The sequence below is a fragment of the Nocardia arseniciresistens genome, from assembly GCF_046764875.1.
Lineage (GTDB): Bacteria > Actinomycetota > Actinomycetes > Mycobacteriales > Mycobacteriaceae > Nocardia > Nocardia arseniciresistens.
Genome location: NZ_JBKORD010000007.1, coordinates 225,799 through 244,393 on the forward strand (window position 1 = coordinate 225,799; position 18,595 = coordinate 244,393).

Genomic DNA, 18,595 nt, shown 5'->3' on the forward strand with positions numbered 1-18,595 from the left:
GCCACCAAAATTGAGGTTGTACCTCCGCTTAGGCCCTAGGTAGTCTACCTACCGCACGGTAGGCAGAAAGCGTTAGTGGAGGCGGGGCCGGCAGGGCACCCCGCGAGTGCTGTCTACAGGCCGAGAACCAGCACGCACCCAGTCATCGCTAGGAGAATCTTTCGTGTCCGTTTATCTGTATAGATGGGGAAAGTTCGCTTTCCGCCGGAAATGGATAGTGCTTCCGGTCTGGCTCATCCTCTTCGTCATCCTCGGCGGCCTCGGCACGCAGCTGAAGGAACCGATGAGCAATGACTTCAGCATGCCGGAACTACCGTCCGCACGCGCAAACGACATCCTCGACAAGCACTTTCCCGGCGCCTCCGACGCCTTCAAGTTCGACGCCGTCACCGGAACGTATGTGATCAGCGCGCCCGAGGGGCAGAAGCTGACCGACCCGGCCAACCGCGCGGCGCTGGACGCCTTCATCGCCAAGCTCGGCGACTTGAATATCGTCGACCACGCCAAGCCGGTCTCGAACCCGATCGAAGCGGCCGACAAGATGGGCTGCCTGGCAAATCCCGATCCGTCGCAGTGCAGCGGCGCTCCGCTGAATGTGCTCAGCAAGACCGCGCCCGACTCGGTCGCCTTCATGAGCGTCCCGTTCTCGCTCGAGAAGTTCACCGACGTCACCGACGAACAGCGCACCGCGGCATACGACGTCGCTGATGACGCGCGCAACGCCGGACTCACCGTCGAGATGAGCGGCTCGATCGCGACGAAGCAGGAGGCGCCGAGCGGCAAATCCGAGCAGATCGGCATGGGCATCGCGCTGATCGTCATGATCGTCGCGTTCGGCGCTATCGTCGCCGCCTTCGTCCCGATCATCACCGCGATCGTCGGACTCGGCGCGGCCACCTCGCTGATCTTCCTCGGCACCTCGGTGATCGAAGTACCGAGCTTCACCACGTTCCTCGCATCGATGATCGGTATCGCACTGTCCATCGACTACGCGCTGTTCATCGTGTCCAGGTACAAACATGAACTGGCAGTGCAGGATTCGCCGGAAGAAGCCGCGGGTACCGCGCTCGGAACCGCCGGTTCGGCAGTGGTGTTCGCAGGTCTCACCGTGATCATCGCGCTTGGTGGCCTGAGCATCGTCGGGGTCGAGTTCCTGACCTTCATGGGTCTCGGTGGCGCGATCGCCGCCGCGTTCGCGGTACTCACCGCCATCACCCTGATGCCCGCGCTGCTCGGCGCCTTCGGTCGTGCCCTGTTCAAGCCGAAGCTGCCCTTCGTCGCCAAGCACGATCCGGAGGACGACCGCTCGGTCAGCAACGGTCAGCGCTTCGGCAAGCTCATCGGCAAGGCGCCCGCACTGACGCTGATCCTCAGCGTCATCGTGCTCGGCCTGCTCGCCGCGCCCGCCGCCGGTTTGAACCTCGGCCTGCCCGGCGATGACAGCATGCCGAAGACCTCCACCGTCCGAAAGGCATACGAGCTGCGCACCGAGGGCTTCGGCGAGGGCAGCAACGGCGTGCTGAACGTCGCCGCTGACCTCACCAACGTGCCTGCCGAACGCCGGGTGGACGCGGTCAACGCGCTGCGCACCAAGCTCTCGTCCTATTCGGGCATGGATTACGTGACCGAGCCGCAGTGGAGTGGCGAGGACAAGGCGGGCGCACTGCTGGACGGCGTGCCCAAGTCGGGTCCGAACAACCAGGCCACCAAGGACCTGGTCAGCGACGCTCGTAACGCCGAGGGATCGTTGAAGTCCGAGTACGGCATGGAATACGGCATCACCGGCAGCACGGCGATCTTCGCCGATGTCGACCATGTACTGCTCGGCAAGATCGTGCCGTACCTGGCCATCGTCGCAGGCGCCGCGTTCTTGCTGTTGATCCTGGTGTTCCGCTCGATTCTGGTGCCGCTGACCGCCGCGCTCGGGTTCCTGCTCTCCATGGCGGCGACCTTCGGTGCGACGGTGCTGATCTTCCAGGAGGGCAAGTTCGGGTTGATCGACGACCCGCACCCGATCATCAGCTTCCTGCCGATCATGTTGATCGGTCTCGTATTCGGTCTCGCCATGGACTATCAGGTGTTCTTGGTGACCCGGATGCGCGAAGAATTCGTGAACGGCAAGTCTCCGAAGGAGGCGATGATCAGCGGCTACCACCACGGCGCCCGGGTGGTCACCGCGGCCGCGGTCATCATGATCTCGGTGTTCGGTTCGTTCCTGCTCGAATCCGATGCCACGGCCAAGTCGTTCGGCTTCGCGCTCGCGGCGGGCGTGCTGTTCGACGCCTTCATCGTCCGGATGGTCCTGATCCCGTCGCTGCTGGTGCTGATGGGCAAATGGGCCTGGTGGATCCCGAAGTGGCTCGACCGGATCCTGCCCGACATCGACGTCGAGGGCACGAAGCTGCGTGAATTGCGGCAAAAGTCCGTCGATTTGAACAAGGAGCCGGTTCCCGTCGGCTAAGGCGGCCAACGCCTGAAAACGCTCGGCCCCGCACCCGAAGTATGGGTGCGGGGCCGAGTGCTTTGATCCAGGTTCTTGAACTTGTGCGCGGTCGGCAGCAGACTCAGAGATTGTTCGACTCTTCAGCTCGGTATGTCACCGGCTCCGGCGGTCGGTGTGGATGTTCGGAAAGAACCCGGCACGACCCGATCACCGCGAGGAGAACCCTGTGTCCGTGTATCTGTACCGGTGGGGAAAGTTCGCATACCGCCGCAAATGGATAGTCCTGCCCGTCTGGATCGTCCTGTTCCTGATCCTCGGCGCCCTCGGCACTCAGCTGAAGAAGCCGATGAGCGACGATTTCAGCATGCCGAACCTGCCATCGGAGCGGGCAACGGAAATCCTCGACAAACATTTCCCAGGCATGTCACAGGCCTTCCAGTTCGACGCGGTCACCGGCACCTATGTGATCGGCGCTCCGAACGGTCAGAAGCTCACCGATCCCGCCAATCACCAGGCGATCGAGGCGCTGATCGAGAAGCTGAACCAGCTCGACATCGTCGACCACAGCACCCCGATCACGGACCCGATCGCGGCCGCGGAGAAGATGGGCTGCCTCGAAGGACAGCCCGACATCTCGAAATGCAGTGGCGCGCCGCTGAATGTGCTCAATAAGACCGAGCCGGATACGGTCGCCTTCTTCAGCGTGCCGTTCACGCTCAAAGAGTTCAGCGATATCACGGCCGATGATCGGCATGCCGCTTACGACGTGGCCGATGCGGCGCGCAACGCCGGGTTGACCGTCGAGATGAGCGGCACCATCGCCATGGAGCAGCAGGCGCCGAGCGGCAAATCCGAAATGATCGGCATGGCCGTCGCGCTGGTGGTGATGATCATCGCGTTCGGCGCGCTCGTCGCCGCGTTCGTGCCGATCATCACCGCGATCGTCGGACTCAGCGCGGCCACTTCCCTGATTCTCCTCGGTACCTCGTTCCTGTCGATTCCGAGCTTCACCACCTTCCTGGCATCGATGATCGGAATCGCGCTGTCGATCGACTACGCGCTGTTCATCGTGTCCAGGTACAAACATGAACTGGCAGTGCAGGAGCTGCCGGAGGAAGCGGCGGGTACGGCGCTCGGCACCGCAGGATCGGCGGTGGTGTTCGCGGGCTTGACGGTGATCATCGCGCTGATCGGACTCGCCGTCGTCGGGGTCCGGTTCCTCACCTTCATGGGTCTGGGTGGCGCAATCGCCGCCGCGTTCGCGGTGCTCACCGCCATCACCTTGATGCCGGCGCTGCTCGGCGCGTTCGGCCGCTTCCTGTTCAAGCCGAAGCTGCCGATCATCGCCCAGCACGATCCGGAAGACGACAGCTCGGTCAGCAACGGCATGCGTATCGCGCGGGTGATCGCGAAGGCCCCGGCGGTGACGCTGATCCTCAGCGTCATCGTGCTCGGCCTGCTCGCCGCGCCGGCCGCGGGACTGAACCTCGGCCTGCCCGGCGAGGACAGCATGCCGAAGACCTCCACCGTCCGAAAGGCATACGAGCTGCGCACCGAAGGCTTCGGCGAAGGCAGCAACGGCGTGCTGAAGGTCGTCGCGGACCTCAGCGATGTGCCGCAGGATCGCCGCGAGGCCGCGGTCACGGCATTGCGGGACAAGCTCGTGTCCTACCCCGGCATGGATTACGTGACCGAGCCGCGGTGGAGTGGTGCGGACAAGGCAGGCGCGCTGCTCGACGGTGTCCCGAAATCGGGTCCGAACAATCAGGCAACCAAGGACCTGGTCAGGGAGGCACGCGACGCCGAGCCGCAGTTGAAGTCCGATTTCGGCATGGAATACGGCATCACCGGCACCACCGCGATCTATGCCGACGTCGACCACGTGCTCTTGAGCAAGATCGTGCCGTATCTCGCCATCGTCGCCGGGGCCGCGTTCTTACTGCTGATCTCGGTGTTCCGATCGGTCCTCGTACCGCTGACCGCCGCGCTCGGGTTCCTGCTGTCGATGGCGGCCACCTTCGGCGCGACGGTCTTGATCTTCCAGAAGGGCAAGCTCGGCATCATCGCCGATCCACACCCGATCGTCAGCTTTTTGCCGATCATGATGATCGGCCTGGTGTTCGGGCTCGCCATGGACTACCAGGTGTTCCTCGTGACCCGGATGCGGGAGGAATACGTGCACGGCAAGTCGCCGACAGACGCGATGATCCGCGGCTATCACCACGGCGCGCGCGTGGTCACCTCCGCCGCGATCATCATGATCTCGGTGTTCGGATCGTTCCTGCTGGAATCCGACGCGACCGCGAAGTCGATGGGCTTCGCGCTCGCGGCGGGTGTGCTGTTCGACGCGTTCATCGTCCGGATGGTCCTGATCCCGTCCCTGCTGGTGCTGATGGGCAAATGGGCCTGGTGGATGCCGCGCTGGCTCGACAAGATCGTGCCGGATATCGATGTGGAGGGCGCGAAGTTGTATGCACTACGCGGGCAGCCGCATCCAGAGTCGGTGGGCGTGCCCGCCGCCTCCTAGTCGGTATGACGATTCGCGCCCCCCATCCGAACGGATGGGGGGCGCGAACGTCGTGTCAGATCCTGTCAGGCGACCTGTGAGCAATGCCGCCTATTGGCTCGGTTGCGGCAGCTCGCAGCCGGTAACGGTGGGATTCAAACCCGCGTAGTTGAGCGGACCTGCGAGGGCGGTAACGGCAATGGTGCCCCAACTAGCGCAATTGAGTTGGCCACTATCGAAATAGTGGCGCTGACCAGCGGCGATCAAACCGACGGCCAACCAGACCAGCAGCAGCGTGCTCAGCAGCCGAGTACCCCTTCGGTGTACCGGTCGTGCGTTGATCGTTCGCTCGCGCATTGTCATCGCCTCTTTTCTGCACTCGCGTACTTCTCGCGGGTACCCCCATCGACGCCGATCACTCCTGCGCGGGGCAACACAAACTGCGATACAGTCCCTCACATGTACACCGCCTGTGAGCAACCGACCGGTCTCTTGCCGGACAATTAGGACGGCTAACTTCACACACTGAACGCGCTGTCGCCGATTGCGTGTCTGATCCGAGCAGCCGGTCTCCGCACCGAAATCGGCACCGCGTGGCCACCTCCCCACGCCACCTCGGCATCCGTCGACTGACGGATCTTCCCGGCTGATATCCCCGACCTCTTCGCCTCGATACCGAGCGCGAATCGCCTCGGTGATTCTGTGCGCCTACCGCACGCACTGATTCCCGGATAGGCCCATTCCTCTTCCCGCACAACCGATTCGATATCCAACCGCACACCTCCGGCAGCCACCGGTGGTGTACGCGCTTGTCCGCAGAATGGAGTCACCGTGGTCGTCGACCCGGTAAAAGCAGTCTCACCAGCGGCTTTGACGCCACACCCAGGTAGACCGTCAGCGTTCGGCAGCGTGCCAGCGCCCGCGCTCGTCCTCGCCGCGATGCTCAGCATCCAATTCGGCGCGATCATTGCCAAGAACCTGTTCGACATCCTCGGCTCGGGCCCGACCGCTGCCTTGCGTCTACTGTTTGCCGCCGCAATCGCGATGGCGCTGTGGCGGCCATCGCTGCGCATCGACCGTCGCGCCGCCCCCGGCATTGCCGGGCTCGGAATGTCTATGGCAGTGATGAATTGGAGTTTCTACGCGGCCATCGAACGCATTCCACTCGGCATCGCGGTCACTATCGATTTTCTCGGCCCGCTCGCCGTCGCGGTCGCGGCGTCCCGCCGCGGCCGTGACCTTCCCTGGGTGCTGCTAGCTGGCGGCGGCGTGTTGCTCCTGATGAAAACTGGTGGGGCCGTGTCCTTTACCGGCATGCTGTTCGCGCTACTCGCGGCCGCAGGTTGGGCAGGCTACATCGTGTTCAGCAAGGTGGTCGGCGAACGCACCTCCGGCCATGGCGGACTGGCACTTGCGATCGCATTCAGCGGAATTCTCATGTTACCGCTCGTCGCGGCAGACGCGAGTTCGGCGCTGCTCGATCCGGTGGTGCTGCTCCTCATCGCATGTGTCGCCGTACTGTCGACTCTTGTCCCACATGCCATCGAACTGCAAGCGCTGCGCCAAATTACGGCCTCGGTCTTCGGCGTGCTGATGAGCTTGGAGCCAGCGGTCGCGGCCGTGGTCGGGCTGTTGCTGCTCGGCGAGGGGCTGCATTTCACCCAGTGGGTCGGGGTGGGTCTCGTCATTGCCGCGGCGGCCGGAGCCGCTCGGCTCACCGATGCACCGAAACCGAAGCAGTATCCCGGCGCACAACCCACGGCTACGAACTCGGTTGCGGCACGTTGCAATCCGCGACCTTCGGGTTCACCCCCATGTAGTTCAACGGGCCGACGAGAACGGTCAGCGCGACCGAGCCGAACCCGGCGCAGTTGATCGGACCGCTGTCGAAATAGTTGCGCTGGCCCGCCGCAATGATGCCGATGACCAGCCAGATCAGAACAAGAGCAGTGCCCCGTTTCATTTTTCACCTGCGCATCGTCGCGGCGCGGGCCGTTCGACGACGCATCCTGATCGCGTCCGTCCCGCGCTTCCTACCGAGCGGATACCCGCACGGGTGCCGATTATCCGCGAAAGAACGCGACCCGCCCACTTGTTCGCAAGTGTTTGCGCGCCGCCCCGCGCCGCTCGACAGGGCAGGGGCCGTCGGCCTTTGAACGCCTGCCGCCCTAGCTATTACGGACTCGGTTGCGGCACATTGCAATCGTCGACCTTCGGATTCACGCCCATGTAGTTGAGCGGACCCGCGATCACGGTGACGGCGATGGTGCCGAAGTTCGCACAGTTGACAGGCCCGCTGTCGAAGTAGTGGCGCTGCCCCGCCGCGAGCAAACCGATCAATAACCAGACCAGGACTATAAGGCTGCCGATTCTCATATAACTCTCACTCTTGTATCGACTACGTGTTCCCATGCGTAATGTTCTGCGGCGCATCATCATCGCGTCCTTTCGCACTCTCTTACAGCGCGTATACCCGCAAATCCGACAATCACCCAGGGAACTCCACCGGATCTCGAGTCGTTGCCCCTGACATGGACCTGCTGCTGCAATGGAGCATTCCCGGCTGGATCATCCTGCTGATGCTCGTCGCGCTCTACGAGGCGCTGACCAGGAAACGCCGCAGGCGCCGCAACCCCGTATCGGGCACGTTCACCGACGAGTTCACCGCGCTGTTCTACAGCACCAAGCGTATGGAACTCGACCATCGCGACTCGATCTCGATGCTGCGCGACGAACAAGCCAAGGGCGAGCCCCCACAGTTCGGCGTCGACCTGAACAGCCGAACCGTCGTCCTGCGCCCGAACGAATCCCCACCTGCGCGACCAACCAAATCCGAGTCCCGCCTACTGCGGAAAGAAAAAGCCCCTCACCTGCAAGAGCAAGTGAAGGGCTTTGGCGGTGGCGGAGGGATTTGAACCCTCGGAGGGGGGTTACCCCTCACACGCTTTCGAGGCGTGCTCCTTAGGCCGCTCGGACACGCCACCGCCGACAACCATACCGGACCGCCGCCGGATCGATAAATCGCCTGTAGACCTGCGCGATGTGGGTTCGCATGCCGCTGCGAGTGGGCGCGACATCGGCGTACAAGGGCCGATCCCGCCGGGGCCGCGTCGCCGTTATGGATCAGCGTTGCGTTCGGAAGAAGTCGTCGAGCAGTGTCACGCATTCCTGCTCGAGTACGCCGCCGCGCACCTCGGGTCGGTGATTGAGGCGGCGGTCGCGGACGACGTCCCAGAGCGAGCCGACGGCGCCGGTCTTGGGCTCCCATGCGCCGAATACGACGCGAGCGACGCGAGCGAGCACCAGAGCACCCGCGCACATGGTGCACGGTTCGAGGGTGACCGCGAGGGTTACCCCCTCCAGTCGCCACCCATCGCCGCATACCTCGGCGGCACGGCGAAGGGCGAGGATTTCCGCGTGTGCGGTGGGATCGCCGAGGGCTTCTCTGGCGTTGGCCGCGCGTGCGAGTTCGCGTCCGGCCGAGTCGAAGACGACCGCACCTACCGGGACGTCACGCGGGTCGGCGGTGGCCGCCGCGGCGATCGCGGCGCGCACCATGTCCGAGTCGGAGATCCCGTCTCGCAGCAAACTCACGTCGGTCGGCTGAACTGTCAGCGCGGCAGCTTGTCCAGCACCGCCGACAGTTCGTTGGCGAAGCCGAGGCGCTGGGCGATCATGGCGAGTTGTTCGTCCGGGTACAGGTCGGTCTCGGCGATGATCACGCTCAGGACCGGTTCGGGCAGGCCGAGATCGGCGAGCACGCCGAGGTCGCCCTCCTCCCATGGCTCGACGTCGTCGAGCTCGTCGGGGTCGATATCGGGGATCTCGACGTTGAGGGCCTCGAGCACATCGGCGGCGATGTCGTAGTCGATCGCGGCCGTCGCGTCAGAGACGAGCATCCGGGTGCCGCTCGGGGCCGGCCGGAGCACGATGAAGAACTCATCGTCGATATCGAGCAGTCCGAACACCGCGCCGGAACTGCGCAATGCCTTGAGCTCGTTTTCCGCTGCGGACAGATCGGTGAGTGCAGCCGAACTCAGCGGACTGCACCGCCATTGTCCTTCTTCGCGGACAACGGCCACTGCGAACCCTTCTACGTCGTCGTAATCATCCGACGCCGCCCTGTTCGTGCCCGAGCGCTGTGCTGCCATGCGCGCAACGGTAGTCGGCTCGAGCCGAAATGTTGAAGTCGTATGCGAATCTGTTCTGGTGACTAGCGACCGGAAAGCGCCCGTGTGCGTCCTCGGGGTGGGTTTGATCGGTGGTTCCCTGCTCCGTGCCGCCGTCGGCGCGGGCTATGACGCCTGGGGATACAACCGTTCGGAGGCCGGTGCGCGGGCCGCACGCGCCGACGGGTTCGAGGTCACCGGTGACCTGATCGGCGTGCTGACCCGCGCCCGCGAAACCGACGCATTGATCGTCATCGCGGTGCCGATGCCGGCGGTCGACCACATTCTCGCGGACATCTCCACCTTCGCGCCCGGCTGCACACTGACCGATGTGGTGAGCGTGAAAGCGCCGGTCACCGCGGCGGTGCACAAGCACGGGCTCGCCGGACGCTACATAGGCGGCCATCCGATGGCAGGCACCTCCGAATCCGGCTGGGCCGCCACCGATCCCGGACTGTTCCAGGGCGCCGCCTGGGCAGTCGGGGTCGACGAGGGCACCCGTCCAGAGCCATGGACCCGAGTCGTGCGGCTGGCACTGGCCTGCGGCTCGATGGTGGTCCCGGTTGTCGCGGACGAGCACGACCGCGCCGTCGCCAGGATCTCGCACCTGCCACATGTGCTCGCCGAGGCGCTCGCGATCGCGGGCGCGAGTGGCGGGGACCTGGCGCTCGGGCTCGCGGCCGGGTCGTTCCGTGATGGCACCAGGGTGGCCTCGACCTCACCCGATCTGGTGCGAGCGATCTGTGAACCGAATTCCGAGGCGCTGCTCGACGTGCTGAACAACACACTCACCGTGCTCGCCCGGGCCCGCGACAGCCTGCTCGATACCGGGTCGCTTGCCGATCTCGTCGATGCCGGGTTCGCGGCGAGGCAGCGCTACGACACGGCGCAGCGGTGGGAAATCACCGGTATCCGCCCTGGTGACCACGACTGGCTCGGGCGATTGCGCGAAGCGGGACAACGCGGCGGCGTCATAACCAGCCTGGACTGATGCCTCGAGTCGCCGACAGACGCGTCAGATGCGCTCGGCCAGGCCCGGGTAATCGAGCAGGAAGCCGTCGGCGTCAACGGTGACGGTGGCGCTGGAGACCGGGGACAGCACGCTGATGCCGTCGGCGGCGCCACTGTAGGTGAGGCCGGCTTCCTGAACGAGCAGGTCGGGGAGCCGGACGTAGACGACGGGGACCTGGACGTCGCCTGCCGCGTGTTGCAGGCCGAAACGGCGGATCGGCAGGGTGTTGAAGAACGGGCTGAGGACCACGTCCACGTCGAGGGCGCCCGCGAAGGTGGATCGCACATGACTGCCGCCCGCATCCACCAGCCAGTAGTTCTCTTCGTCTCGTGCGATGGACGCTTGTCGCTCCCCCGCCGCGGTGGTGCTGCGCAGCGAGAGCCGCTTGGTGACGCCGTTCTCATCGGTGACCAAGTCGTAGGAAGCGCTGAAAGCGGGGTGATCCTCGCATGCGCCACCGATCATCCGGCCGGCGGCGCGGATCCGGTTGCCGTTGAGCGTCACACGCACCGATTCCATCCGCACCGCGTTGTGCGCACGCCAGGTGAGAATCGCCGGCCACCGCGATGCCGGTTGGCTGTCAGGGCCCGAGGCTGGGTTCGTCACGTATCTACCGTAAGGGACGCGGCCGCCGGCCCCGCATCACACCAGCGACTCACGCCAGGCCGTGTGCAGACCGGCGAACCGTCCAGTGCCCGCGATCAGCGCATCCGGGGCACCGTCCTCGACGATCCGGCCGGATTCCAGCACCAGCACCCGGTCGGCGATGGCGACGGTGGATAGTCGATGCGCGATGATCACCGCGGTGCGCTCGCGCAGCACCGTTTCCAATGCCCGCTGGACCAGCCGCTCGCTCGGGATGTCCAAGCTGGAGGTGGCCTCGTCCAGCACGATCACCGCGGGATCCGCGAGGAATACCCGCGCGAACGACACCAACTGCCGCTGGCCCGCCGAGAGCCTGCCGCCGCGTTTACGCACGTCGGTGTCGAAACCCTCGGGCAATGCCTGTACGAAGTCGTACAGCCCGATCGCTCGAGCCGCCGCGTACACCTGCTCGTCGGTGGCGTCGGGCCTGCCGAGCCGGATGTTGTCGGCGACGGATCCGGAGAACAGATACGACTCCTGGGTCACCATCACGACATTGCGGCGCAGGTCGGCATCGGTCAGTTCGCGCAGGTCGATTCCGTCCAGAGTCACCGTGCCGCCGGACGGGTCATAGAACCGCGTCAGCAATTTGGCCAGCGTCGACTTGCCCGCACCGGTGGCTCCGACCAGGGCGACTACTTGACCTGCGGGGATATCCAACGTGAACTCCGGTAGCACCGTCCGAGCCCGGCCGTCGGAATCCGAGGTGTCGTAGCCGAACCACACATGGTCCATCCGGACCGCGCCCGCAGCTTTATCGAGTGGGGTCGGATCAGCCGGTTGCGGCACCGAAGGCTCTTCCTCGAGCACACCCGAGATCTTCTCCAGCGCCGCGGCAGCGGACTGATAGGAGTTGAACACCTGGGCGAGTTCGTCGAGTGGACCGTAGAACTCGTTCAGGTACAGCAGGTATGCGGCGAGCACCCCGACCGCGAGGTCGCCCTCGATAACCCGCCACGCGCCGACCACGATGACGACAACGGTGGTCGAATTGCCGAGCAGCCGTGTGAGACCGGCATAGTCGCCCATACCGCGCATAGCGGAGGTGGTGGCCTGCCGGTACTCCGAATCCTCCAGTGCCAACACCGATTCGTTGCGCTGTTCGCGCCGGAAGGTCTGTACCGCGCGGATGCCACCCATCGATTCGACGAACTGCACGACGACCTTGGCGATGGCACCGCGGGTGCGTCGATAGCCCGCGCGCTGTCTACGCTGCGCCCAGCGGGTGACAAGCACCAGCGGGACGAAGCCGACGAGCACGATCGCTGCGAGTGTCTGATCGAGGTAGATCAGCAGGACCGCGATGGTCAGCACCGAAAGGATCGCGCTCAGTGCCTGATTCAGCGCACTCTCCAGCAGCTCCTGGAGTGTTTCGATATCACCGGTCAGCCGGGCGACGACCTTGCCGGAGGTGTACTTCTCGTGGAAGGCGACGCTGAGCCGCTGCATGTGCTCGAATGTGCGGACCCGCAGATCGAACAGCACACTCTGACTCAGCCTGCCCGAAACCCGCAGGAAGAAGAACGTGGTGAGCACGCCGAGGCCGACCGTGCCGAGGTATCCGGTGACCGTGAGCGCCAACGGAACCCAATTGCCGCGGCTGCCCTCGGCAATGCCGGTGTCGAGGCCGTGCGCGATGAACAGCGGCGCCGATACCATCGCGGCGTTGTCCACCACGATCAGCACCACGGCGAGCACCGCCATCCTGCGGTACGGCCGCACCAGCTCGAGCAGCAGTCGCCGGGATCGACCGGCCAGCACCAGGTTTCCGGTCTGGGTGACCTCTTTGTCCTCGCTCGCGATACCGCGCCAGTCGGCGACGGAATCCCGGCCGGCCGGATCGGCCTGCTGCTCGGCCGAATCCACTTCCGCTGTCACGATTCACCTCCCATCAGCTCGCGATAACGGCTGTTGGTCTTCAGCAATTGCTCATGCGAGCCCTCGGCCACGATCCGGCCGTCGGCGAGCACCGCGACCCGGTCGGCGAGCGCCGCCGTTGACGGCCGATGCGCGACGAGCAGGGTGGTGGCTCCCGCGAGCACCGTGCGCAGCCGTTCCTGCACGCGCTCTTCGGTTTCCACATCGAGCGCGGACAGCGGGTCATCGAGCACCATGATGCGAGTTCGACTGCCCTGCTGATCATTTCGAGCGACCTGCGAGCAGTCGCTAGCGGAGCCATTTCGAGCAACCTGCGAGCAGTCGCTAGCGGACCCATTTCGAGCAACCTGCGAGCAGTCGCTAGCGGACCCATTTCGAGCAACCTGCAAGCCATCGCTAGCGGACCCATTTCGAGCAACCTGCAAGCCATCGCGAACGGACTCGAGCACGGCACGGGCAAGCGCGAGCCGCTGGCGCTGGCCGCCGGACAGGCTGAGGCCTTGCTCACCGATCCTGGTGTCGAGGCCCCACGGCAGGTCATCGACGAACTCGGTGGCCTGGGCGATGTCGAGCGCGCGCCGGACATCCACATCGGTGGCCTCCGGGTCGCCGAGCGCGACGTTCTCCCGTACGCTCGCCGAGAACAGCACCGGTTCCTCGAACGCCACCGAGACCAGCGACCGCAGATCCGACACCCGCATCGAGGCGATGTCGATGCCGTCGATGGTGATGACACCGCCGGTGATGTCGTAGAGCCGCGGAACCAGGTTGAGCAGCGCGGTCTTTCCGCTGCCCGTCACGCCGACGAGGGCCACCGTCTCGCCCGGATGCACCACGAGCGAAACACCTTGCAACAACTCCCCTTTCGCATCGGGGAAGGCGAACCGCACACCGTCCAACGTCAACTCACCTGCGATATGCGCGGGCAGCTCAACCGGGTCGGTGGGATCGGCGATGTCGACAGGGGTGTCGATGATCTCCCAGTACCGGTCCGCCGCGGTACGCGAATCATTGAGCTCGGCGAGCAGAAATCCGGTCCAGATGATCGGCCACTGCAGGAAGGTCGACAGCGTGATGGCCGCGACCAGGGTGCCGAGCGTCATCGTGTCGTGCGCGACCGCGTAGCCGCCGTAGCCGAGCGCGAAGGCGATCGCCAGCTGCGGCAGACTCATCATGGCCGACCACAGCGTCGCGTCCAGCCGGACCTTGAGCAACTCGGTCTGCTGGAGTTCACGCGACTGCGCGGTGAAGCGCCCACCGAAGAACACCCCGCGTCCGAATGCCTTCAGCACCCTGACGCCCTGCGCCGACTCCTGGGCGGTGGTCGCCAGATCGCCGGACTGATCCTGGGAGCGCCGCGAGGCCACCTCGTAGCGGCGCACGAACCGGGTGCAGATGTAGATCAGCGGAATCGAGATGATCGCGAAGATCATTCCGATCTGCCAACTGAGCACGAACAATACGAGCAGGCCGACCGGAATGATGACGATGTGCAGGATCAGGAACGGACCAGCGAACGCGACGAATCGGCGTAGCGTGGCCAGATCGTCGATCGCGCGTGAGAGCAGCTGCCCCGATTCCCAGGCATCATGGCGCCCGATCGCCAGAGCCTGTAGTTTCCGGAAGATCTTGGCGCGCATGGTGATTTCGAACTGCGCCGCGGGCTTGGAAACCAGCCACCGGCGGCCCCACACGCCGAGCGCCTCCAGCAGGCCGAGTATCAGCACCGCGAGGACCGGCACGACAAGGCCCGCCGCATTCCGTTGCGCGATCGGCCCGTCGATGATGCGTGCCATCAGCAGCGGGATCACGATCGCGGTCAGCGTGGCGAGGATGGCAAGCGAGGTCGCCCCGATCAGCGGGACCCGATAGGGCCGCAGATACGGCAGAAAGCGGCGCAGCGAATGCAGGCGGCCCACGGCGGTGACAGCGGGCCGCTGCGGTCTATCGGTCTCCGATTCGGCCGACGGCCGTTCGAGCGTGACGGACAAGGCTCCCCCTCGTGGTCCGTGGATTGGCGGTGTCGCGGACGGACCACTCGATGATGTTCCCATCGGGGTCCGACACTCCAGCGTCGCATCGACGCCCGCTCCGGCCAACCGATTTTCTGGCTGGTCCGGTACCGACGAACCGGTATCCGCGAGGGAAATCACGTTCGGAAGACAGGCCGGCGCGGTATTCACCCCCCAAGCCAACAACCTCGAGCATTCTTCAGGTCAAGCGCGTCGACATAGACTTCGGTGGTGATCATCGTCGCCGGATACCTACGAGTCACCGACCGAGACCGATACCTCGCCGACTGTCGCGAGGTTGTCGAGCTCGCACGCGGCACCGCGGACTGTTTGGATTTCAGCCTCGGCGCGGATCTGGTCGAACCGGACCGGGTAAATGTCTACGAACGCTGGTCGACCAGGACGGCGCTCGAGCAATTCCGCGGCACCGGAACCGAAGGCGACCTCGACGCCCTGATCCAGGGCGCCGAGGTCAGCGAATTCGACTACACCAACGAAACCCGTCTGTAGCGACCGTTTCTCAGACGGCCGCCTGTGCCTCCTGATCGTTCGGCGCGTCCGGGAATGCCTGCTGCTGATACCCGCCACGCAGCGTGCCCTCGAGATAGGCGGCGCGGCAGGCCCTGCGGGCGATCTTGCCGCTGGAGGTGCGCGGAATCGAACCCGCCGGCACCAGCAGCAAATCACGCACGGTGACGCCGTGGCGCTGCGCGATGGCCATCCGCACCGTATCCGCGACCGGCTCCGGGTCCTGCTTGCCCGCACCGGACCCACGCTCGGCGACGATGACCAACTGCTCGGAGGTGTCGTCGGCGTCGAAGTTCAGCCCGGAACGGCTGCCCTGTTCGAACACCAACGCGGGCAACTGATTTGCCGGGACCGAGAACGCCGCGACGAATCCGGGCCGCAGTGCGGTGCTGGATTCCTGTGCCGAGAACTCCAGATCTTGCGGATAGTGATTACGTCCGTCGACGATCACCAGATCCTTGACCCGGCCGGTGATGAACAGCTCACCCTCGAAGTAGGCGCCGAAATCGCCGGTACGCATCCACTTCGCGTCGGAAACCGCACCCTGCGCGTGACTGCCTTCGGGCAGTCGCTCGGTGAGTCGGTTGTGGAAGGTCTCGACGGATTCTTCCGGACGACCCCAGTAGCCGATGCCCATATTGTCTCCGTGCAGCCAGATCTCGCCGACCTCGCCGTCGGCCCGCTCGATGCCGGTATCGGAATCGACGATCACCGCCCACTGTGACAACGCGACATAGCCGCAGGACACCTGGGCGATCGAGTTGTCGGTGCCCTGCTCGACCGCGACCATGCGGCCGCTGTTGAGCTCGTTGCGATCCACGTAGACGACCTTGGCCTCGTCTTCGCGCTTGGTCGCCGACACGAACAGCGTCGCCTCCGCCATCCCGTAGCAGGGCTTGATCGTGGTCTTGGGCAGGCCATATGGCGCGAACGCCTCGTTGAACTTCTTCATCGACGACACCGATACCGGCTCGCTGCCGTTGATCAATCCGATCACGTTCGACAGATCGAGCGACTCACCCGCCTTCGGCTTACCGCGCGCCGCGGCATGCTCGAACGCGAAATTCGGTGCCGCCGCAAAAGTTCCGGCCCCGTCAGAGGCGGCAGCCAGCTCCTTGATCCAGCGGTACGGCCGACGCACGAACGCGCTCGGCGACATGATCGTGATGAACCCGCCGCCGATGGTCGGCAGGATCACGCACAGCAGGCCCATGTCGTGGAACAGCGGCAGCCAGGTCACCCCGCGCGAGTTCTCTTTGACACCAATGGCATCGATCATCTGCAGCAGGTTCGTGCCGACCGCCCGGTGGGTGATCTCGACGCCCGCGGGCGTCCTGGTCGACCCCGAGGTGTACTGCAAGTAGGCGACGCTGTCGATATTGATCTCCGGACGCACCCAGGTCGCGCCGACGCTGTCGGGAATCGCGTCGACGGCGATGATGCGCGGTCGCTGCACCGCGGGAAGATGCCGGAAGAAGTTCCGCACACCCGCCGCGGCCGATCCGACCGTGAGAATCGCCGCGGGCGTGCAGTCGCTGAGCACCGCGTGTAGGCGGTCGGTGTGGCCCTGCTCCTCGGGATCGAACAGCGGCACCGCGATATTGCCCGCGTAGACCGCCGCGAAGATCGATACGACGTAGGCGAGCCCTTGCGGAGCGAGAATCGCCACCCGATCCCCGGGCTGCGATACCTGCTGCAGCCGGGCCGCGACCGCCCGCAGCCGAACGCCGAACTCGTGCCAGGTCAGTTCCTGATACTCACCATCACGTTCCCGTGAGTAGTCGATATAGCGGTACGCGAGACCGTCACCGTTCTCCGCGCTGTGCTTGTCGACGAAGTCGATCAGGGTCTTGTCACCCAGGATCTTGATATTGCCCTGCTGGTCCAAATAGTCGTCGAAGGTTTCGCCGATCATCGCCTTATCCTTTTCCAACGCATGCACTAAGCCATGACACTGAACACAGAAAGACACCGGAGCGCCGGGAAGATTAGCAGGTGCGGTGCCCCCTGGTCACTCAATACCGGCCGAAAGTGAGGGCAACGTTGTGCCCACCGAACCCGAAAGAGTTGTTCACCGCGTAGTCGATACGGCCGGCCCTTGCCTGACCCTTGACGATGTCGAGGTCGACATCGGGGTCCTGATTCTCGAGGTTCAGCGTCGGCGGAACGATGCTGTCGCGCACCGAAAGCACGGTGATCACCGACTCCAGAGCGCCCACGGCACCGATCGAATGTCCGAGCGCCGACTTCGGGGCGTACACCGACGCATGGTTGCCGATGGCCTTGCTGATCGCACGCGCCTCAGCGGTGTCGCCGATCGGGGTCGCGGTCGCGTGCGCGTTGATGTGGTTGACATCGTGCTTGGTCAACCCCGCGGTCTGCAGCGCCCTTGTGATCGCGCGCGCGGCACCGGAACCCTCGGGGTCGGGAGCCACCAGATGGAAACCGTCGGAGGTGATGCCCGCCCCGAGCAGCCGTGCGTGGATGGTCGCGCCGCGCGCCTTGGCGTGCTCCTCGGTCTCGACGATCATCATCGCCCCCGCCTCGCCGAACACGAAGCCGTCGCGGTCGACGTCGAACGGTCGCGACGCGCATTTCGGGTTGTCGTTGCGGGTGCTCATCGCGCGCATCATGGTGAATGCCGCGATCGGCAGCGCCTGGATGGAACCTTCGACACCGCCGGTGATGACCATGTCGGCATCACCCATCACGATCATCTTCCAGGCGTTGGCGATCGCCTCCGACCCCGACGAGCAGGCCGATACCGGGGTCACCACACCCGCACGCGCTCCGAACTCCAAGCCGACGCATGCCGCGGCGCCGTTCGGCATGATCGCCTGCACGGTCAGCGGCGAAACCTTGCGGTAGCCACCGTTTTCCATCTTGTCCCGCGCGTCGACGATGGCCTCGGCGCCGCCGAGCCCGGTGCCGATCGCGACGCCGAGGCGGTCCTTGTCCACCTCCGGGCTGCCCGCATTGCGCCAGACCTCACGGCCGAGGCAGATCGCCATCTGCTCCACATAGGACATTTGCCGCGTCTCTGACCTTGTCAGGCTCGCGCCGGGCGCGACTTTCAGGTGGCCGCCGATGCGGACGGGGAGGCCGAAATCGTCGATGAAGGCGTCCTCGAGGACGTCGATACCGCTCTCACCGTTGAGCAAGCCCTTCCAGGTGGAGTCGACATCACCTGCGATCGACGTGGTCGCCGCGAGACTGGTGACGACAATGTTGGGGTAGTCCCCGTTCGTGGTGGACGAAATCTGCATATCGCTCACTTTCCTGGCATCACTTGGGTAAACCGGGAACTGCGCGTCGACGCTGGAGCGCCGGAAGGTCAGCAGTGGCCAGGAGCAGATCGCCTCCCGCCGTCGAACGGCCTTGACGATACCTGGCCGATAGCTG

Annotated in this window: 15 protein-coding genes, 1 tRNA gene and 1 pseudogene; 6 read left to right on the top strand and 11 right to left on the bottom strand. The window is 65.0% G+C overall.

The window, feature by feature from the left end; translation table 11 throughout:
- Positions 1-163: 163 nt before the first annotated feature.
- Together ACLMAJ_RS15005 and ACLMAJ_RS15010 are read left to right on the top strand one after the other, a co-directional pair.
- Entirely contained in the window at positions 164-2,461 is a 2,298-nt protein-coding gene (locus ACLMAJ_RS15005; protein WP_412014269.1) for an MMPL family transporter, read from the top strand.
- 208 nt (positions 2,462-2,669) lie between these two features.
- Positions 2,670-4,970, top strand: a complete 2,301-nt coding sequence (locus ACLMAJ_RS15010) for an MMPL family transporter (protein WP_412014270.1) — start codon at positions 2,670-2,672, stop codon at positions 4,968-4,970.
- Positions 4,971-5,060: 90 nt separating this feature from the next.
- Here ACLMAJ_RS15010 and ACLMAJ_RS15015 read toward each other — a convergent pair whose 3' ends face one another.
- On the bottom strand, positions 5,061-5,306 hold the full coding sequence (locus ACLMAJ_RS15015; protein WP_412014271.1) for a hypothetical protein: 246 nt from the start codon (positions 5,304-5,306) through the stop codon (positions 5,061-5,063).
- Between the two features lie 957 nt (positions 5,307-6,263).
- Between ACLMAJ_RS15015 and ACLMAJ_RS15020 the strand changes: the two are divergent.
- Positions 6,264-6,638 (top strand): annotated as a pseudogene (locus tag ACLMAJ_RS15020) (EamA family transporter); the annotation flags it as partial.
- A gap of 73 nt (positions 6,639-6,711) precedes the next feature.
- On the opposite strand, the gene ACLMAJ_RS15025 reads toward ACLMAJ_RS15020, so the two are convergent.
- Positions 6,712-6,912: a hypothetical protein gene (locus ACLMAJ_RS15025; RefSeq protein WP_412014272.1), complete on the bottom strand. Its 201-nt coding sequence runs from the start codon at positions 6,910-6,912 to the stop codon at positions 6,712-6,714.
- A gap of 212 nt (positions 6,913-7,124) precedes the next feature.
- Entirely contained in the window at positions 7,125-7,325 is a 201-nt protein-coding gene (locus tag ACLMAJ_RS15030) for a hypothetical protein (protein ID WP_412014274.1), read from the bottom strand.
- 155 nt (positions 7,326-7,480) lie between these two features.
- Here ACLMAJ_RS15030 and ACLMAJ_RS15035 point away from each other — a divergent pair, with 155 nt between their 5' ends.
- On the top strand, positions 7,481-7,864 hold the full coding sequence (locus tag ACLMAJ_RS15035; protein ID WP_412014275.1) for a DUF6191 domain-containing protein: 384 nt from the start codon (positions 7,481-7,483) through the stop codon (positions 7,862-7,864).
- Here ACLMAJ_RS15035 and ACLMAJ_RS15040 read toward each other — a convergent pair.
- The 3 genes from ACLMAJ_RS15040 to ACLMAJ_RS15050 all read right to left on the bottom strand — a co-directional run bounded on the left by ACLMAJ_RS15040 (position 7,843) and on the right by ACLMAJ_RS15050 (position 9,100).
- Positions 7,843-7,933 (bottom strand) — tRNA-Ser (locus tag ACLMAJ_RS15040). The two genes, ACLMAJ_RS15035 and ACLMAJ_RS15040, sit on opposite strands and share 22 nt — an antisense overlap.
- A 139-nt stretch (positions 7,934-8,072) precedes the next feature.
- The gene (locus ACLMAJ_RS15045) at positions 8,073-8,507 is read right to left on the bottom strand and encodes a nucleoside deaminase (RefSeq protein ID WP_412014437.1); all 435 of its coding nucleotides are present in this window, start codon (positions 8,505-8,507) and stop codon (positions 8,073-8,075) included.
- 53 nt (positions 8,508-8,560) lie between these two features.
- Complete coding sequence (locus tag ACLMAJ_RS15050; protein WP_412014276.1) at positions 8,561-9,100, bottom strand: tRNA adenosine deaminase-associated protein; 540 nt, start codon at positions 9,098-9,100, stop codon at positions 8,561-8,563.
- Positions 9,101-9,155: 55 nt separating this feature from the next.
- On the opposite strand from ACLMAJ_RS15050, the gene ACLMAJ_RS15055 reads away from it, so the two are divergent.
- On the top strand, positions 9,156-10,109 hold the full coding sequence (locus ACLMAJ_RS15055; protein WP_412014438.1) for a prephenate dehydrogenase: 954 nt from the start codon (positions 9,156-9,158) through the stop codon (positions 10,107-10,109).
- A gap of 24 nt (positions 10,110-10,133) precedes the next feature.
- Here ACLMAJ_RS15055 and ACLMAJ_RS15060 read toward each other — a convergent pair whose 3' ends face one another.
- Genes ACLMAJ_RS15060 through ACLMAJ_RS15070 form a run of 3 tightly spaced genes read right to left on the bottom strand, consistent with a single transcriptional unit; the run spans position 10,134 to position 14,644 of the window.
- Positions 10,134-10,736 carry a putative glycolipid-binding domain-containing protein gene (locus ACLMAJ_RS15060; RefSeq protein WP_412014277.1) on the bottom strand — a complete coding sequence of 201 codons (603 nt, stop codon included), beginning with the start codon at positions 10,734-10,736 and terminating at the stop codon, positions 10,134-10,136.
- 36 nt (positions 10,737-10,772) lie between these two features.
- Positions 10,773-12,653 carry an ABC transporter ATP-binding protein gene (locus ACLMAJ_RS15065; protein ID WP_412014279.1) on the bottom strand — a complete coding sequence of 627 codons (1,881 nt, stop codon included), beginning with the start codon at positions 12,651-12,653 and terminating at the stop codon, positions 10,773-10,775.
- The gene (locus ACLMAJ_RS15070; RefSeq protein ID WP_412014280.1) at positions 12,650-14,644 is read right to left on the bottom strand and encodes an ABC transporter ATP-binding protein; all 1,995 of its coding nucleotides are present in this window, start codon (positions 14,642-14,644) and stop codon (positions 12,650-12,652) included. Before ACLMAJ_RS15070 ends, ACLMAJ_RS15065 begins: the two co-directional genes overlap by 4 nt.
- Positions 14,645-14,896: 252 nt before the next feature.
- Here ACLMAJ_RS15070 and ACLMAJ_RS15075 point away from each other — a divergent pair, with 252 nt between their 5' ends.
- A complete protein-coding gene (locus ACLMAJ_RS15075) occupies positions 14,897-15,175 on the top strand; it encodes a putative quinol monooxygenase (protein ID WP_412014281.1) in 279 nt (92 codons plus the stop codon).
- A 10-nt stretch (positions 15,176-15,185) separates the two neighbouring features.
- Here the strand turns inward: ACLMAJ_RS15075 and fadD32 are convergent, their stop codons facing one another.
- Both fadD32 and ACLMAJ_RS15085 read right to left on the bottom strand, forming a co-directional pair.
- Positions 15,186-17,108 carry a long-chain-fatty-acid--AMP ligase FadD32 gene (fadD32, locus tag ACLMAJ_RS15080; protein WP_412014282.1) on the bottom strand — a complete coding sequence of 641 codons (1,923 nt, stop codon included), beginning with the start codon at positions 17,106-17,108 and terminating at the stop codon, positions 15,186-15,188.
- Between the two features lie 100 nt (positions 17,109-17,208).
- Positions 17,209-18,459, bottom strand: a complete 1,251-nt coding sequence (locus ACLMAJ_RS15085) for a KasA/KasB family beta-ketoacyl-ACP synthase (RefSeq protein ID WP_412014283.1) — start codon at positions 18,457-18,459, stop codon at positions 17,209-17,211.
- Between the last annotated feature and the right edge of the window lie 136 nt (positions 18,460-18,595).

Bases quoted from the DNA above. Each gene is read 5' to 3' on its own strand.
- ACLMAJ_RS15050 (WP_412014276.1), bottom strand. From the start codon at position 9,100: ATGGCAGCACAGCGCTCGGGCACGAACAGGGCGGCGTCGGATGATTAC.
- ACLMAJ_RS15085 (WP_412014283.1), bottom strand. From the start codon at position 18,459: ATGCAGATTTCGTCCACCACGAACGGGGACTACCCCAACATTGTCGTC.
- ACLMAJ_RS15030 (WP_412014274.1), bottom strand. From the start codon at position 7,325: ATGAGAATCGGCAGCCTTATAGTCCTGGTCTGGTTATTGATCGGTTTG.
- ACLMAJ_RS15045 (WP_412014437.1), bottom strand. From the start codon at position 8,507: ATGGTGCGCGCCGCGATCGCCGCGGCGGCCACCGCCGACCCGCGTGAC.
- ACLMAJ_RS15015 (WP_412014271.1), bottom strand. From the start codon at position 5,306: ATGCGCGAGCGAACGATCAACGCACGACCGGTACACCGAAGGGGTACT.
- fadD32 (WP_412014282.1), bottom strand. From the start codon at position 17,108: ATGATCGGCGAAACCTTCGACGACTATTTGGACCAGCAGGGCAATATC.
- ACLMAJ_RS15025 (WP_412014272.1), bottom strand. From the start codon at position 6,912: ATGAAACGGGGCACTGCTCTTGTTCTGATCTGGCTGGTCATCGGCATC.
- ACLMAJ_RS15035 (WP_412014275.1), top strand. From the start codon at position 7,481: ATGGACCTGCTGCTGCAATGGAGCATTCCCGGCTGGATCATCCTGCTG.